General features: G+C 58.6%; 12 protein-coding genes and 1 pseudogene. 8 read left to right on the top strand and 5 right to left on the bottom strand.

All coding sequences use genetic code 11. The annotated features are described in order from the left end of the window. The first annotated feature begins 269 nt into the window (after positions 1 to 269). Together AS026_RS04150 and AS026_RS04145 are read left to right on the top strand one after the other, a co-directional pair. Positions 270 to 1,440, top strand: a pseudogene (locus tag AS026_RS04150) (phosphoserine transaminase). After that, positions 1,437 to 2,663: an aspartate aminotransferase family protein gene (locus tag AS026_RS04145; protein ID WP_062368676.1), complete on the top strand. Its 1,227-nt coding sequence runs from the start codon at positions 1,437 to 1,439 to the stop codon at positions 2,661 to 2,663. Before AS026_RS04150 ends, AS026_RS04145 begins: the two are co-directional and overlap by 4 nt. A gap of 68 nt (positions 2,664 to 2,731) precedes the next feature. Here the strand turns inward: AS026_RS04145 and AS026_RS04140 are convergent, their stop codons facing one another. Both AS026_RS04140 and fdxA read right to left on the bottom strand, forming a co-directional pair. Continuing rightward, a complete protein-coding gene (locus tag AS026_RS04140) occupies positions 2,732 to 3,598 on the bottom strand; it encodes a methylenetetrahydrofolate reductase (protein ID WP_062368675.1) in 867 nt (288 codons plus the stop codon). Beyond that, positions 3,591 to 3,932 (bottom strand): ferredoxin FdxA, encoded by a 342-nt coding sequence (gene fdxA / locus AS026_RS04135; protein WP_062368674.1) that lies wholly within the window; start codon positions 3,930 to 3,932, stop codon positions 3,591 to 3,593. Before fdxA ends, AS026_RS04140 begins: the two co-directional genes overlap by 8 nt. Before the next feature lie 158 nt (positions 3,933 to 4,090). On the opposite strand from fdxA, the gene AS026_RS04130 reads away from it, so the two are divergent. From AS026_RS04130 to AS026_RS04115, 5 genes are all read left to right on the top strand, one after another. After that, positions 4,091 to 5,467, top strand: coding sequence for an aminotransferase-like domain-containing protein (locus tag AS026_RS04130; RefSeq protein WP_062368673.1), 1,377 nt, complete (start codon positions 4,091 to 4,093; stop codon positions 5,465 to 5,467). 293 nt (positions 5,468 to 5,760) lie between these two features. Next, entirely contained in the window at positions 5,761 to 7,197 is a 1,437-nt protein-coding gene (locus AS026_RS04125; protein WP_062368672.1) for a cytochrome ubiquinol oxidase subunit I, read from the top strand. A 5-nt stretch (positions 7,198 to 7,202) separates the two neighbouring features. After that, positions 7,203 to 8,210, top strand: coding sequence for a cytochrome d ubiquinol oxidase subunit II (gene cydB / locus AS026_RS04120; RefSeq protein ID WP_062368696.1), 1,008 nt, complete (start codon positions 7,203 to 7,205; stop codon positions 8,208 to 8,210). Then, positions 8,210 to 8,350, top strand: a complete 141-nt coding sequence (locus AS026_RS39240) for a DUF2474 domain-containing protein (RefSeq protein WP_082728423.1) — start codon at positions 8,210 to 8,212, stop codon at positions 8,348 to 8,350. The genes cydB and AS026_RS39240 overlap by 1 nt, the downstream gene beginning before the upstream one ends. A gap of 90 nt (positions 8,351 to 8,440) precedes the next feature. Then, a complete protein-coding gene (locus AS026_RS04115; RefSeq protein ID WP_062368671.1) occupies positions 8,441 to 10,732 on the top strand; it encodes an NADP-dependent malic enzyme in 2,292 nt (763 codons plus the stop codon). A 76-nt stretch (positions 10,733 to 10,808) separates the two neighbouring features. Here AS026_RS04115 and AS026_RS04110 read toward each other — a convergent pair whose 3' ends face one another. Then, positions 10,809 to 11,801, bottom strand: a complete 993-nt coding sequence (locus tag AS026_RS04110; protein ID WP_062368670.1) for an AraC family transcriptional regulator — start codon at positions 11,799 to 11,801, stop codon at positions 10,809 to 10,811. Positions 11,802 to 12,249: 448 nt separating this feature from the next. On the opposite strand from AS026_RS04110, the gene AS026_RS04105 reads away from it, so the two are divergent. After that, the gene (locus tag AS026_RS04105) at positions 12,250 to 13,086 is read left to right on the top strand and encodes an alpha/beta fold hydrolase (protein ID WP_062368669.1); all 837 of its coding nucleotides are present in this window, start codon (positions 12,250 to 12,252) and stop codon (positions 13,084 to 13,086) included. 121 nt (positions 13,087 to 13,207) lie between these two features. On the opposite strand, the gene AS026_RS04100 is transcribed toward AS026_RS04105, so the two are convergent. Together AS026_RS04100 and AS026_RS04095 are read right to left on the bottom strand one after the other, a co-directional pair. Next, positions 13,208 to 13,693: a DUF934 domain-containing protein gene (locus tag AS026_RS04100; RefSeq protein ID WP_062368668.1), complete on the bottom strand. Its 486-nt coding sequence runs from the start codon at positions 13,691 to 13,693 to the stop codon at positions 13,208 to 13,210. Further along, positions 13,680 to 15,692 carry a DUF2849 domain-containing protein gene (locus AS026_RS04095; protein ID WP_062368667.1) on the bottom strand — a complete coding sequence of 671 codons (2,013 nt, stop codon included), beginning with the start codon at positions 15,690 to 15,692 and terminating at the stop codon, positions 13,680 to 13,682. Before AS026_RS04095 ends, AS026_RS04100 begins: the two co-directional genes overlap by 14 nt. Between the last annotated feature and the right edge of the window lie 22 nt (positions 15,693 to 15,714).

The raw sequence follows: 15,714 nt of genomic DNA, 5'->3' as shown, positions 1-15,714 counted from the left end.
ACAACGCTGTGTGTATGGCGAATAACCATACATATGCTCACATCATGCGGCTGTCTAGCATAAAGTTGGCTCAGCTGTCTGGTTGGGCCAATAGACGAAAAAACGAACAAAAACTGGACGTTTCAAGGTATACACGACATCCGTGGCGTTCCTCACCTCGTGACCTGCAGGAGCATAATCTGTTCCTGTAAGGAAATTTTGATGGACATAGTATGGGTGATGCGCATACATCAGGGCGAACTTTTGGCAGATGCACGAAGGATCTCTAGATGCACGAGGCTTACCCCAGGCCCAAAGAAAAGCCGAGAAACCCGAATTTTTCATCCGGTCCTTGCAGGAAACGTCCCGGCTGGTCGCTGCAGGCGCTTGAAGGCGCTTCGCTAGGAAGATCGCACCGATCGCGGGAGGGCAAGGCGAAGCTACGGGAGGTAATCGATCTGACCCGCGCGGTTCTCGATATCCCAGATGAGTACCGGATCGGAATTGTGCCTGGTTCAGATATGGGCGCGGTGGAAATGGCGCTTTGGAACTTGCTCGGGACGCGCGGAGTCGACGTGTTTGCTCTGGGAGAGCTTCGGTGCGGATTGGGTCAGAGATATCACTCAGGAACTGGAGATCGCGGATCAGCGGGTATTCGGCGCGGCCTTCGGTGACTTGCCAGACCTCACGCAGGCCGACCCCGCTCGCGACATTGTCTTCACGTGGAATGGCACGACATCGGGAGTGCGGGTTCCGAATGGCGAATGGATCAGCGACACCCGTGAGGGGCTGACGATTTGCGATGCGACCTCGGCAGCGTTCGCTATGGATCTGCCGTGGGACAAGCTCGACGTGACGACGTGGTCCTGGCAGAAAGTGCTAGGTGGCGAGGGCGCGCACGGGATGATCGTGATGAGTCCGCGGGCGATAGCGAGGCTGACGGATCATGTGCCATCATGGCCGGTACCTAAGCTCTATCGGATGGTCACGCAAGGTGTTGCCACCGAAGGGCTTTTCGTTGGTGAAACCATCAACACGCCTTCGATGCTCGCAGTTGAGGACGCGATCGACGGATTGCGCTGGGCACAGGAAGTCGGTGGCCTTGCTGCTTTGAAGGCACGGTGCGAAGCGAATTTATCGCAGGCGGTGGAGTGGGTCAGTCGGAACGGATGGTGCGATTTCCTTGCCGGTAGCCACGAGATCCGGTCTCCGACGTCAATCTGTTTCAAGATCGTTGATCCGTACTTTGCCGCTAGTCCTTTGCTTCAGTCGACGCTCGCGAGCCTGGTTGCCGCCCGACTTGCAGAGGAAAAGGTTGCCTTTGATGTCGCGGCCTATCGCACCGCACCCCCGGGATTCCGATTGTGGGGCGGAGCGACCGTGGATTCCTCCGATCTGGCGCTAGCATTTGAGTGGCTGACTTGGTCATATCACGAGGTCCGGAAGGTAATGACCCGATGAATGAGCCGATAATTGGCGAGGCAGAGCGCGGTCTCGATCGATTGTTCCCATGCTTTCGCCGGGCCGATATCTCTTTTATCCGGGGACGGGGCGCTTGGCTTTACGCCACGGATAATCGGGAATACCTCGACTTCGCGACGGGTATAGCAGTCACCGGACTCGGACATTGCCATCCTGCGCTGATTGATGTGGTTTTACGGCAAGGGTTGAATCTGTGGCATGTTTCCAATGCCGTGCGGATCCCCGAGCAGGAGTCTCTGGCGCAGTTGTTATGCAGCAAGACTTTTGCCGACCGTGCGTTTTTCAGCAATTCCGGTGCCGAGGCGGTGGAGACGGCGATTAAGGCCGCGCGCCGCTACCACTTCGTTTCCGGCAGGCCGCAGCGCTATCGCATTGTGACGCTCGAGGGTTCTTTCCATGGTCGCACACTCGCGACAATCGCGGCCGGTGGGCGGCCCAATCACCTGGAGGGCTTTGGCCCTCCAACGACGGGCTTCGACGTCGTTCCCTTCGGAGACGTCGACGCGCTGGAAAGGGCATGCGGCGATGAGACGGCGGCTGTCATGGTCGAGCCGATCCAAGGAGAGAGCGGCGTTCGAAAATTGGATGCGCGCGAGCTGGGTCGGATCCGCGAAATCTGTGACGGGCAGGGAATTCTCCTTGTCTTTGATGAAGTGCAGACCGGCGTGGGACGAACCGGCAAGCTCTTCGCTTATCAGAACGCCGGCGTAGTTCCCGATATACTTGCTGCCGCAAAGGGATTGGGAAATGGCTTCCCCGTAGCCGCCTGCCTCGCCACGGAAACAGTCGCGGCCTGCATGACACCTGGAACTCATGGCTTCACGTTTGGTGGCAACCCGCTTGCTATGTCGATAGCCGCAAAGGTCATCGAGCTCACTGCAGAGGAGCCGTTTCTAAGAGACGTGCACCAAAAGGGCGAACGGCTTTTCGAAGGCCTCCGGAACATTGCCGCCGAATCCCCCGACGTTTTTGCAGAAGCGCGCGGCGAAGGCTTGCTGCTCGGCATCCGCTGCAATGTTCCGGTGGATCTCGTCGCAACGGCAGCACGGCTAAATGGCCTTTTGACCGTGACAGCAGGGGATAACGTGTTGCGTATTCTTCCGCCGCTGGTCGTATCCGACGGAGAGATCGATGATGGAATACAGCGGCTTCGCAAAGCCGCCGCGACGATAAGAGGCGATGGTGGAGGACTGCGCTCGTAAAGTACCCCCACAGCTAACTGTCTTGACGGGATCCAACGACCAGCGGATCACGAGGGCGAGACGGCTCGCTAGCGTCTGGGCAGGTGGTCGTTTATCCAACGAACACCTTCCATGACGCCGCCAAATGGGTAGAGGTGATAAAGCACGCCGCCGAGATCGTACTTGCCGATCCCGGCACCAAGCTGATCCCAAAAGCGTTCGGGTCCGACGGGCAGGAGGAGATCGGTAAGCGATAGACCATATCCACGGGCAATTGACGCCGACGCGACGACACCAAACTGCTTCGCGAACCTGAGCAGTTTGGCGACGTCTGCCGGACCCGGTACACCAATGCGAACCGGCGATGTGATCCCCATGTCACGCAACCGCTTGAGCCAGCTTATGACGGCGGCCGCATCAAACCCAAACTGCGTCGTGATTTCGACAGAGCAACCAGCGTCCCTTAGAAACTCAACCTTCCATTTTAACGCCTGCCAAAGTGCGCTCGTCTCAATCTTGGGGTGGCCATCGGGATAGGCCACGATACCCACTTGCCGAATTGAATGGCGCTCCAGGACACCGCTTTTTAGCAAGGCCAGTGAATCCTTGTACGGACCGACTGGGGAAGCAGGATCGCCGCCAACAAGGATGAATCGTGAAGGAGCTGCGGATCCGACAAGGTTCGAGATCAAGCCGTCGAGATCTTCCTCGGAATGAAGTCGCCGCGATGAGATTATCGGCACGGGCTCGAAGCCGCAGGACCGAATGACTCGCGCCGCGTTGACACGTTGGCCGTGGTCCTCGTTACCTAGAAAAGCGATGTTGATCGGCGTCCCTGCAGGGATGCAAGCCTTCGCTGCCTCGATCTTTGCAATATCCTTGCCTGTGATTTCCAAGGTGTACAGCGGCTCGCCGGATTGGTGATCGGCATCAGCCTGGCTTGATCTGCTATTCATCACCGTCCCCAGGCTTTTCAGAGAAATGGTCGCGCAGTTTGTTCTTCACCCCGTCGAATTTCGCGGCATCGCCCGGCGGCGTACGAGCGATCGTTATATTCGGCCAGAGGAGGGAGAAGCGGGCGTTGAATTCCGTCCATGCGTCTGCCATCGGATCACTGTCGGGGACAATCGCTTCCGCGGGACACTCTGGATCGCATACGCCGCAGTCGATGCACTCCTCAGGATCAATGACCAGCATGTTCTCGCCCTCTCGGAAGCAATCAACGGGACAGACATTGACGCAGTCCATGTATTTGCACCGTATGCAGTTTTCAGTGACGACGTAGGCCATTCGTGAACTAGATCTCCCAGGGAACGCTTCGGGATTCTACGGTTGGTTACGGCGCTTGATGGCCGCGACATTTTTTCCATTCTGCAATCTTTCCTTTTGCCCATACACGGCGTATAAGCTGTATGTCAATGAGCCATACAAAATGGAGATCGCAGGCAATGTGGAAGCCGAGGCTGAACGAAAGCGCCCGTATGAAGTACCTCGGTATCGTCGAGGCGCTGGAAGCGGATATCCGCTCGGGGCGCGTTTCGAGAGGTGACAGGCTCCCGCCGCAGCGAGCCATTGCAGAAGCGCTCGGCGTAGACCTGACAACGGTGACGCGTGCGTTCAACGAAGCCCGACGCCGCGGCATCGTCGAGGCCCAGGCGGGCAGGGGAACTTTCATCTGCGAAAGGCTCGACGGTGAGCCGGCTGTCCAAAGCCAGCCGCTGATCGACCTAAGCATGAATATGCCACCTCAGCCGCCGGCTGCGCATCTCAAGAGGAATTTCTCACAGGGGATCGCTGAAATCCTTGGTGGCCCGCGCGGAACGTTGAGTACCTATTATCAGGAGAGCAACGGATCGGACGCCGACCGGCAGGCGGCTGCAGTGTGGCTCGGTCACCGGGTGGAAGACGTGGTGGCCGACCGTGTTGTCGTCACTTCAGGGGCTCAAAGCGCGCTATTTGCGGTGTGCGAGCTTTTGCTCGGACCGGGCGACTTGATCGCCGCCGGATCTGTGACCTATCCCGGCCTGAAGGCGGTTGCGGCTCAGAAGGGGATCGTGATCGAACCCATCGCCATGGATGATCTCGGAATGATCCCCGATTCCTTTGAGAAGGTTTGCCGGGATAAGAGTCCTAAGGTCCTCTATTTGGTTCCCACGATCGACAATCCGACAACGGCAACCTTGCCGGAGGAACGGCGTCGTGCGCTGGTGGCGCTGGCACGCAGACACGGTGTCGCGATCATCGAGGACGACCCATATGCTCCATTGAGACCCGAAAGGCTGGTCTCGCTCGCCGAGCTGGCGCATGACATCACATGGCATATCGCTACGCTTTCGAAATGTGCGACTCCTGCCCTGCGAGTGGCCTACGTGATTGCACCGAACGCCAGTCAGGCATTGCGCCTTGCGGGCATCCTGAGGGCAACGGTTTTGATGGCACCGCCTTTGATGTCGGCGCTGGCGAGCCGCTGGATTTCCGATGGCACTTTGGACGCGATCACCAACGCCATTCGCGTTGAAAACATCGAGCGCCAGAAGCTCGCTTCGTCGATTTTGGGCGAGAGTGCTTTCGCAGCCGACCCCCATGGGCATCACTTGTGGCTCCGATTGCCGGACCACTGGCTTGCTGCGGCCTTCGCCGAGCACGCCGACCGGGCTGGCGTCTCGATCGTGCCGAGCTCTGCCTTCGCGACGACCGCCTATCCGCTACAAGCCGTTAGAATCTCTCTTGGCGTGGCTCCCGATCGGGGTGCGTTGGAAGATGCACTAACGTTGCTTTCTAGCCTGATCGCGCAACCATCGCTGGGATCCAGAGCCGTCGTCTAAAAAAATCGCAGGTCGTCTTGATGACTGCTTCGTTCCAACGGGGCCGATGGTCGCGGTGCGGCCGTTGATTGGCTTAATTCCTCGGGCCTGAATTCACGGGTGAGACTGGAGGGATCTCAGAACCTGACCGATAGCGATCGGAGTCAGGTCAGATCGCAATGCCCGAAATCTCCAACCTCACCACTAAACCTAAACCCAAAGTGGGGGTGCGGCCCGTAGCATGCCGTGCTCTTATCAGCCATGCCGCGCAAGCCGACCGATGTAGGCCAGGCTTTTGCGGAAGGAGAGCAGCCATGTTCGGCTTGACAGCACTGGAACTTGCCCGGATCCAATTTGGATTTACGATTTCGTTCCACATCATCTTCCCGGCGATCACCATCGGACTCGCCAGCTACCTCGCCGTTCTTGAAGGGATGTGGTTGTGGCGGAAGGATGTGGTCTATCGCGAGCTTTACCATTTTTGGTCGACGATCTTTGCAGTCAACTTTGCCATGGGTGTCGTATCCGGCCTCGTCATGGCCTATCAGTTTGGCACCAACTGGAGCTATTTTTCCGCGACTGCAGGCAGCATTACGGGTCCGCTCCTGACATACGAAGTGCTGACTGCTTTCTTTCTGGAAGCCGGCTTTCTTGGCGTGATGCTATTCGGCTGGAACAAGGTCGGCCCCGGTTTGCACTTTTTCGCAACGATTATGGTGGCGCTCGGAACGCTGATTTCGGCAACCTGGATTCTCGCGTCGAACAGCTGGATGCAAACGCCGCAGGGCTTCGAGATGATCAATGGCCGCGTCGTGCCCGTCGATTGGCTGAAGGTGATCTTCAATCCATCCTTCCCTTATCGCTTGGCACACATGACGATCGCAGCCTATCTCGCCACGGCTCTCTTCGTCGGTGCGTCGGCCGCTTGGCATCTCTCGCGCGGGCGGGCGACTCCGGCGATCCGCACCATGTTCTCAATGGCAATGTGGATGGTGCTGTTAGTCGCCCCGATCCAGGTGATCGTAGGCGATGCACATGGCCTCAACACCCTTGAGCATCAGCCCGCGAAAGTCGCCGCCCTCGAAGGCCACTGGGAGAACACCCCCGGCGAAAGCCTGCCGCTTATCCTCTTCGGCCTTCCGGACATGAAGGCAGAGAAGACACGTTATGCAATCGAGATACCTTATCTCGGCGGCCTGGTCCTGACGCATGACATCAATGGCCACATTCCCGGTCTCAAGGAGTTTAGCCCGGAAGACCGTCCGAACTCCGCTGTAGTCTTCTGGAGTTTTCGGCTGATGGTCGGACTTGGCATCCTGATGCTCCTGCTTGGGCTTTGGAGCCTATACCTACGTGGACGTGGCGGAATGTATGGTTCAAAAGCGTTTCTGCGCTTCGCCACACTCATGGGGCCGGCGGGTCTCATTGCGATTCTTGCCGGCTGGATGACGACAGAGGTCGGTCGCCAGCCGTGGATCGTTTACGGAGTCATGCGGACCAAGGACGCAGTCTCCAACCATTCCGCATTCGCGCTATCCACTACGCTTGTCGTCTTCGTCGTGATGTACTTCGCCGTTTTCGGCACCGGGGTCAGCTATATGCTGAAGCTTGTTGCCAAGGGGCCTGATCCTGACGGCGGCCACCATCCGCCACAGGACGAGGGTCAGTCGTCACGGCCGGCCAGGCCGCTTTCGGCCGCACCGGACCATATCGGGCCGGCCATAGAAGCCGCAGAACACACGGAGGCATGACGGCGATGGGCATCGATCTTCCGCTGATCTGGGCGATCGTCATTGGTTTCGGAATCATGATGTACGTCATCATGGATGGCTTCGATCTAGGTATCGGCATCCTCTTCCCCTTCGTGGCCGATCGTGAGGACCGCGACACCATGGTCAACACGGTGGCCCCTGTCTGGGACGGAAACGAAACCTGGCTGGCATTCGGGGGAGCGGCATTGTTGGCGGCATTCCCGCTGGCGTATTCCGTCATCCTAAGCGCGCTTTACCTGCCGCTTCTGTTAATGCTGGCAGGCCTGATCTGGCGGGGCGTTGCGTTCGAATTCCGTTTCAAGTCGGACGAGGCGCACAAGCCGTTCTGGGATAAGGCATTCGCGTGGGGCTCCTACATCGCGACGTTTTCACAGGGGGTGGCGTTGGGTGCCTTTATCAATGGTTTTCCGGTGGTGAACTCAGCCTATGACGGCGGACTGTTCGACTGGCTGACGCCATTCTCCCTGTTTACCGGCCTCGGACTCCTGGTCGCCTATGCGCTTCTCGGCTCGACTTGGCTGATCATGAAAACGGAAGGCGCGCTTCAACAGCGCATGAAAGAACTTGCAAAACCAGTAACGCTTGTGCTGCTTTGCGTGATCGTCTTCGTCAGCCTATGGACGCCTCTCGCTCACCCTGCCGTCGCTGAACGCTGGTTTTCGCTGCCGGACCTATTGTTTTTCGCACCTGTACCAATTCTCGTGTTGCTGGCAACAGTCGCGATCCTCAACAGGCTGCAACGCGACGCCCATGCCAGTCCTTTCGTGCTGGCGCTCTTTATGCTCTTCCTGGGCTACAGCGGTCTCGCAATCAGTCTATGGCCGAACATCCTTCCGCCGTCTGTCTCGATCTGGGAGGCGGCTGCGCCCCCGCAGAGCATGGGCTTCACCCTCGTCGGAGCCCTATTCATCATCCCGTTCATTCTCGCCTACACGGCATGGTCCTATTACGTGTTCCGCGGAAAAGTGAAACCCGGAGAAGGATATCATTGATGACCCGGGTTACTGCCCCAGCGAGCTGGTTGCGACGGCTGAGCTGGATGATCCTGCTCTGGGCGGCGAGCGTCATTGTGCTCGGCGCTGTGGCAACAGTAGTCCGGCTCTTTCTCAATGCCGCGGGAATGACCGCCTGAATCACGCGACAACTCTCAATACGCAAAAAAGACGACCGCGCCGCCATGTGACCGCGGCTGCTCGGCCGCAGCTCCCTGAAAGGAACGACAATGACTGAGAATCAGCGAGCTACCTCTGCATTTGAAGAAGCCGCCCTGTTCTTCCATCGCTATCCGAGACCGGGCAAGCTAGAAATCCAGCCGACCAAAACTCTCGGCAATCAGCGGGATCTTGCGCTTGCGTATTCTCCGGGCGTTGCGGTGCCGTGCCTGGCGATCCGTGATAATCCCACCACCGCCGCGGACTACACCGCACGAGGCAATCTTGTCGCCGTAATCTCAAACGGCTCGGCCGTGCTGGGATTGGGCAATATCGGTGCGCTCGCTGCGAAGCCCGTGATGGAGGGCAAGGCAGTCCTATTCAAGAAATTTGCCGACATCGACGTCTTCGATATCGAGGTTGACGCCAGCGACCCACGGCGGATGATCGAGGTGGTGACCGCCCTCGAGCCGACCTTCGGCGGCATTAACCTGGAAGATATCAAGGCACCCGAGTGCTTTGAGATCGAGGAGGAACTGCGTCGTCGTATGAGCGTGCCTGTTTTTCACGACGATCAGCATGGGACGGCGATCATTGTCGCAGCTGCTGTTCTCAACGGTCTGGAGCTTGCGCGCAAGACGATCGGGCAAGCCAAAATTGTTACTTCCGGTGCTGGTGCTGCTGCCATTGCCTGCCTCAATCTCCTGGTGACGCTTGGAGCCAGACGCGAGAATATCTGGGTTTGCGATATAGATGGTGTTGTCTATCAGGGTCGCTCCACGCTCATGGACCGGTGGAAGGAGGCTTACGCGCAAAAAACTGAAGCGCGTGCTCTCGCGGATGTCATCGGCGGCGCAGATATTTTCCTCGGCGTGTCGGCGGGCGGAGCACTGAAGCCGGAGTTAGTGAAGGAGATGGCGGCGTCCCCTCTGATTCTGGCTTTAGCGAATCCAACGCCCGAAATTATGCCCGAGGAGGTTCGTGCAGCACGTGCCGACGCCATGGTCTGCACCGGGCGTTCCGACCAGCCAAACCAGGTCAACAACGTCCTATGTTTTCCCTACATCTTTCGCGGGGCCCTCGATGTCGGCGCAACCGCGATCAACGAAGAGATGAAACTGGCTGCGGTGAAGGCGATTGCCGCGCTCGCACGCGAGGAGCCCTCCGAAGACGCAGCGCGATCTTGTGAAACCGGGACGGTAACGTTCGGACGGGACTACATCATTCCGTCACCGTTCGATCCTCGCCTGATCTTGCGTATCGCGCCCGCGGTTGCCGAGGCCGCAATGGAAACTGGTGTAGCAACGCGACCGATCGAGGATATGCGAGCCTACATCGATAGACTGCACCGCCTTGTGTTCCGCTCCGGGGTTGTTATGCAGTCGGTCTTCGCAACAGCCCGTGCTCAGAAAAAACCTAAACGCGTCATCTATGCCGAGGGCGAAGACGAGCGTGTGCTTCGCGCCGCCCAGGTTGTGATCGAGGAGGGGATTGCCGAACCGGTCCTTGTCGGACGCCCGCAGGTCGTGGAAAGCCGGTTGCAACGCTATGGCCTGCGAATTCGCCCGGGCCGCGACTTCGATGTGATCAATCCCGAGGACGATCCCCGTTACCGGGAGTATGTTGATCTATACCTCGCCACGACCTGTCGCCAAGGCGTAACACCTGACGCAGCCAGAACGGTAGTGCGCACAAATCCCACAGTCATTGCCGCCCTGGCTGTGGTTCGGGACGAGGCCGATGCGATGATTAGCGGTCTGGAGGGCCGCTATGAAAGCCATCTCAAGGCGGTACAGCAGATAATCGGCAAAGCGAACGGCGTGCGGGGATACTCAGCGTTGAGTTTGCTCCTCACGCTTCACCGTGTCCTTTTCTTTGCCGATACCTATGTCAACGTCGATCCAGGCATCGAACAGATCACCGAGACGGTCATCCTCGCAGTCAAAGAAATCAGCCGTTTCGGCATCGGGCCCAAAGTGGCGCTCGTTTCGCACTCGAATTTCGGCTCCAGGGACTCCAATAGTGCGGATAAGATGCGAGAAGCCGCGGCCGCACTCGCTGCGAGAGCGCCAGAGCTTGAACTCGATGGCGAAATGCACGGAGACGCGGCTCTGTCGCAGATCTTGCGGGATCGCGTTCATCCGCACTCGCGGCTGAAGGATGCGGCCAATCTCTTGGTCTTCCCGAATCTCGATGCTGCAAATATCACCCTCAACGTCCTGAAAGAGGTCACCAACGCGCTCCATATCGGTCCGATTTTGCTCGGCACTGCGCGGCCGGCACATATTCTGACGCCATCCGTTACATCGCGTGGCGTGGTCAACATGAGCGCATTCGCAGCTGTCCAAGCTTACCAGAGCTAGGCGGTCCTGCGACTAAATCTTTCCCGCCACTCTCGCGGGAAACAAGCAAGGGCAGCCAAAGGCGGGACGATGCGCGCTATCCCGCGGCCGATGCATCAGGCGATTGCCGCGAACGCTCAAGGTCGCCGCGGTGACCCAACGGATCGGCATTCGGTAAAAGGTGAAGGGCGCGATATTCCGTGGGCGTAATACCCATAATTCGTCGAAACGTCGCGCTGAACGCACTATCGGAGAGAAAGCCCAATGAGGCGGCTACCGAAGAGATGGGCTGGCGGCCACGCCGGAGCCGGGCAGCGGCAAGGCGCACTTTCCAACGGGACACGTAGTGTATCGGCGAAACGCCGACCGTTGCTTTGAAATGCGTGGCGAAGGTCGATCTCGACTGGGATGCGAGACTGGCAAGGTCGGTGAGTGTCCAGTTGCGAACAGGATCCGCATGGATTGCTTCAAAGGCCTTTCCGACGTGCGGGTCTGAGAGCGCAGCCAGCCAGTTTCCACTCGAAGGCGGCAGTTCGGCGATGTAGGTCCGAAGCGCGTGGATAAACATGAGGCGCAGGAGGTCATTGCAGGCGATGCGCGCGCCTGGCTCCGCTCGCCGCCATTCCTTGTCCAGTTGATCCAGCAGCCAGTGGATCGCTTCCGCAGCTTCACCGGAGATTAGAAGCATCGGTGGCAGCACGTCGGTAAGGATCCCGCCATTGGCGGTATCGAAACGGACATTCCCACCGATCAGATACACGTCGTTGCCGCTGCCATATTGGCGAGCTTGGTCGTCCGGCCGGAACATTTGCGTGGCGGCCACCCGAACCTCGCGCGAACTGGCCAACCCAAACTCCCCTCGAATGGCGGCAAAGCAATCGCCTTCCACAAGCCAGAGTGGTTCGGTCCCATCGTCTTTGACTAGCCAGCAAGATCCGCGACGCACTGCACAAAACGTGACGAAATCAGATTCCGGGAAGCGGACAGCCCAATCGCCTCCTGCGGTTAGTGCGATGGAAGCGATGGCCTCCGCATCGACAAGACGCAGCACATCGGACAAAGCGTCATTTGGAGCATCTTGGACGATCACGACAGAATCTCGGACGTGGAAGGATGGATCGTCCTAGTTATTTATCGGATATCAGTTTCCGGCACCACCACCAACCGACGACGTCAGGTGATTGCATGGATGGCGCTTCTGTCTCCCCCGACGGCGCAGCCACCTTCCATCCCAGCGGCGTGAACACATCGAGTCCTGGTTCCAGTAGGAAATCCGCTATCGCCTACGGCAAACTTTGGTGGGGGTGCACCATTTCCCGGGCGTGGCTTAGACTAGGCCATCTCGAGACCAACCACTGACAATCGACCACGAAAGCAATCCGATGACAGACGTCAACTCAGACGAGCCGCAAGACCCGGCCCGACGCGATCTACTCGCGTTGGGCGTTGGGGCGGCGGCGCTGACAATGCTCCCATACTTCTCAGCAGCCGCAAAGTCGCCAGCAACTAAAACCCTGGCCCCCGAAAGGAATGAAACCATGACCACAGTCACAACACGCGACGGCGTCGAAATTTTCTACAAAGATTGGGGCCCGAAGAGCGCGCAGCCGATTGTCTTCCATCACGGCTGGCCCTTGAGCGGTGATGATTGGGACAACCAGATGCTGTTCTTCCTCCAGAACGGTTACAGGGTGATCGCCCATGACCGACGTGGCCACGGCCGTTCGGCCCAGGTCAGCGACGGCCACGATATGGATCACTACGCTGCGGACGTGGCCGCTGTCGTCGAACATCTTAATCTGCGCAATGCGATCCATATCGGCCATTCGACAGGCGGCGGCGAAGCCGTGCACTACGTCGCACGCCACGGTCAGCCGGCCAAGCGTGTCGCCAAGCTCATCATCATCGGCGCGGTGCCACCGGTTATGGTGAAGAGCGAGAAGAACCCCGGCGGCTTGCCAATCGAAGTATTCGATGGCCTGCGCAAAGCGCTGGCCGACAACCGGTCCCAATTCTATGTCGATCTTCCCACGGGTCCTTTCTACAGCTTCAACCGACCCGGCGCGACCCCGATCGCTCCAGTTATCCAGAACTGGTGGCGTCAAGGCATGATGGGCAGCGCAAAAGCGCACTACGAGGGGATCAAAGCATTTTCTGAAACGGACTTCACCGAGGATCTCAAGGTCATCGACGTACCGACCCTTGTGATGCACGGCGACGACGACCAGATCGTCCCAATCGCGGATTCGGCACCGCTTTCGGCGAAACTGCTCAAGAACAGCACTCTCAAGATCTACAAAAACCTACCGCATGGCATGTGCACTACCCACGCGGATATCGTGAATCCCGACCTGCTGGCCTTCGCAAAGGCATAAACCAAAGCCGGCGCTTTCAATAGCGCCGGCTACCATCGCCGTTCGAGCACGGGTTGGTATCCCATGGCGATCCCCTCCCTGATCCGCGCATCGTTCCTCAGCGGGGCGCTAACGACCGATGCTATTGGCTGCGTCTGACGAGCCTCTGCAAGAGTGGCTTTGGCTGCACGGCGGCTCCGCTGGTGGGAAGCTGGGCTGGCCTCCATTGGGAGGCGGGATGATTCGGCGGCAATACGATTGACGTGAAGCCGCACTGCACCAATAGCTGGAGTTGGTCCGGGAGTAGGTCTCCGATCGCTCGAACATCACCCATATAGCCGTGTTGCCCGCGCAATGCGCGGGCAAGGGTGAATCCTCTGCCGTCTCTGAGCTTGGCAAAGGGGACGACAATCAAGTCGATCCGTTCCAGCAATTCTGCGACCACGCCCAGCGGGCTCTCCGAGTTTAGCAACACGCCAGTCGGCCGGCCACAGACTGGAGCGGCGTCGAGCCGTTCAATGATGTCAACCGATCCGACATGGAACGCAGCAAACGACCCGTGCTCGCCAGCTGCGGGGTAAATCCAGCGGTCGGGGATTTCGTAGCCGAGTTGATTAATCAGCGCCATAGATAGCCTCCTTGAACGGGGCCGCGCCGATACGCCTGTAGGTGTCGTTGAAACTCTCACCGTCGACCCGCTCGGCCACGTAGACATCGACGATCGCTTCGATGGCATCGACAACCCGCCCGGACAAGACAGAGGGGCCGATTATGCTGCCAATCGATGGTTTGTCACTTGAAGATCCGCCTAGTGTGATCTGGTAGACTTCCTCGCCGTTTTTATCGACTCCCAGAAGGCCGATATGGCCAACATGGTGATGTCCACAGGCATTGATGCAGCCAGAAATGTTCAGATCGATTTTGCCGATTTCCCGCTGTCGCTCAGGATCGGCGAAGCGTTCCGCGATGCGCTGCGCAACCGGAATGGATCGCGCCGTCGCAAGGCTGCAATAATCCATGCCCGGGCAAGCGATGATATCGGTTATCAAGCCGACGTTCCCGCTGGCAAGGCCGGCGGCCACCAGGTCCCCCCATAGGGAATGCAAGCTGTCCTTGCGCACATGAGGCAGCACCAGGTTCTGTTCATGCGAAACGCGGATTTCACCGAAAGAATGGCGGTCTGCCAGATCCGCGACAGTCTCCATTTCCCCGGAGCTGATATCGCCCGGTATGCCGCCGACGGTTTTGAGCGATATGACGGCCGACACGTAGCCGATCTGCTTGTGCGGGTGTGTGTTCGTGTTCACCCAAGCCCGGAAGGCCTGATCATCACTGAAGGCACGTTCGAAGCCCGCGGGCTGGCGCTCAAGTTTCTCGAAGGGCGGTGGCAAGAAACGGGCGGCGACCGCCTCGACTACATCGTCATCCAAAACGCCGTGATCATCCGGCATTGCCGCGAACTCGGTCTCGATCATGTGGATGAAGTTCTCGGGCTTCATCTCACGAAGCAGGATCTTGATGCGAGCCTTGTAGATATTATCCCGCCGCCCAAGCGCGTTGTAGACCCGCAGGATCGCCTCGACGTAACGCAACAGATGGCGTACCGGCAGCCATTCTCGAACCAGCGTTCCTACAACTGGTGTGCGTCCGAGACCGCCGCCCGCAAAGATCGTGAAGCCCGGCTCGCCAGCAGTATTGCGGCTCGCCAGGATGCCGATGTCGTGAACACGGACGGCAGCACGGTCTTGCGGACTGCCGGTGATCGCAATTTTGAACTTCCGTGGAAGATAGGTGAACTCCGGATGATCGGTCGACCATTGCCTGAGGATTTCGGCGTAAAGGCGCGGATCTACGACTTCTTCCGCGGCGGCACCCGCGAAATGGTCGGTCGTGACGTTCCGTACGCAATTCCCGCTGGTCTGGATTGCATGCAGGTCCGCTTCAGCCAGAATAGCAAGGATATCCGGCACGTTCTCAAGTCTCGGCCAATTGAACTGAATGTTCTGGCGTGTGGTGAAATGACCGTACCCTTGATCGTAATGCCGCGCGACATACGCGAGCTGGCGCATTTGCGCCGCGCTGAGGACGCCATAAGGCAGGGCGACCCGCAGCATGTAACCGTGAAGCTGCAGATACACGCCATTCATCAGCCGGAGCGGCTTGAATTCCTCTTCGGTCAGTTCTCCCGACAATCGCCTTTTTACCTGCTCACGAAATTGTTCAGCCCGATTTCTAAGGAACTGTCGGTCATATTCGTCGTAGCGATAGATGCCTGCATAGGGAGACGTCGAAGTTGCCGACGGCGGCTCGGGGAAAGGCGGATTGTCCCAGCGGCCACCAGGGCGCTTGCCCGCCAGGTCGGGGCGCACACTCGGTCCCCTGCCGCGCAATCGTTCACGCTGCTCCACTGGCACAGATTCACCGTCAATGAGTTCGGCGGCGATCTCACGAACGCCTACGACAACGTTGTCACGCTCGCTTGAACGCGCTGCCTCCAACGATGCGGCGAGAGTTGCCTCCTCAGCCGCCGCGGCATTTTCGATATCTTCTGTCCAGCACTGCCCCGCGTCCAGCCACACGGCAACGCCATCACCAAGTCGGTTCGCGGTAATCAAGTGTACAGGCATATGTTACTCCTTGAGCGGATTG

Source organism: Rhizobium altiplani (genome assembly GCF_001542405.1).
Lineage (GTDB): Bacteria > Pseudomonadota > Alphaproteobacteria > Rhizobiales > Rhizobiaceae > Rhizobium > Rhizobium altiplani.
The sequence above is the reverse complement of the archived record's forward strand: the minus strand, read 5'-3'. Positions and strand labels throughout refer to the sequence as shown.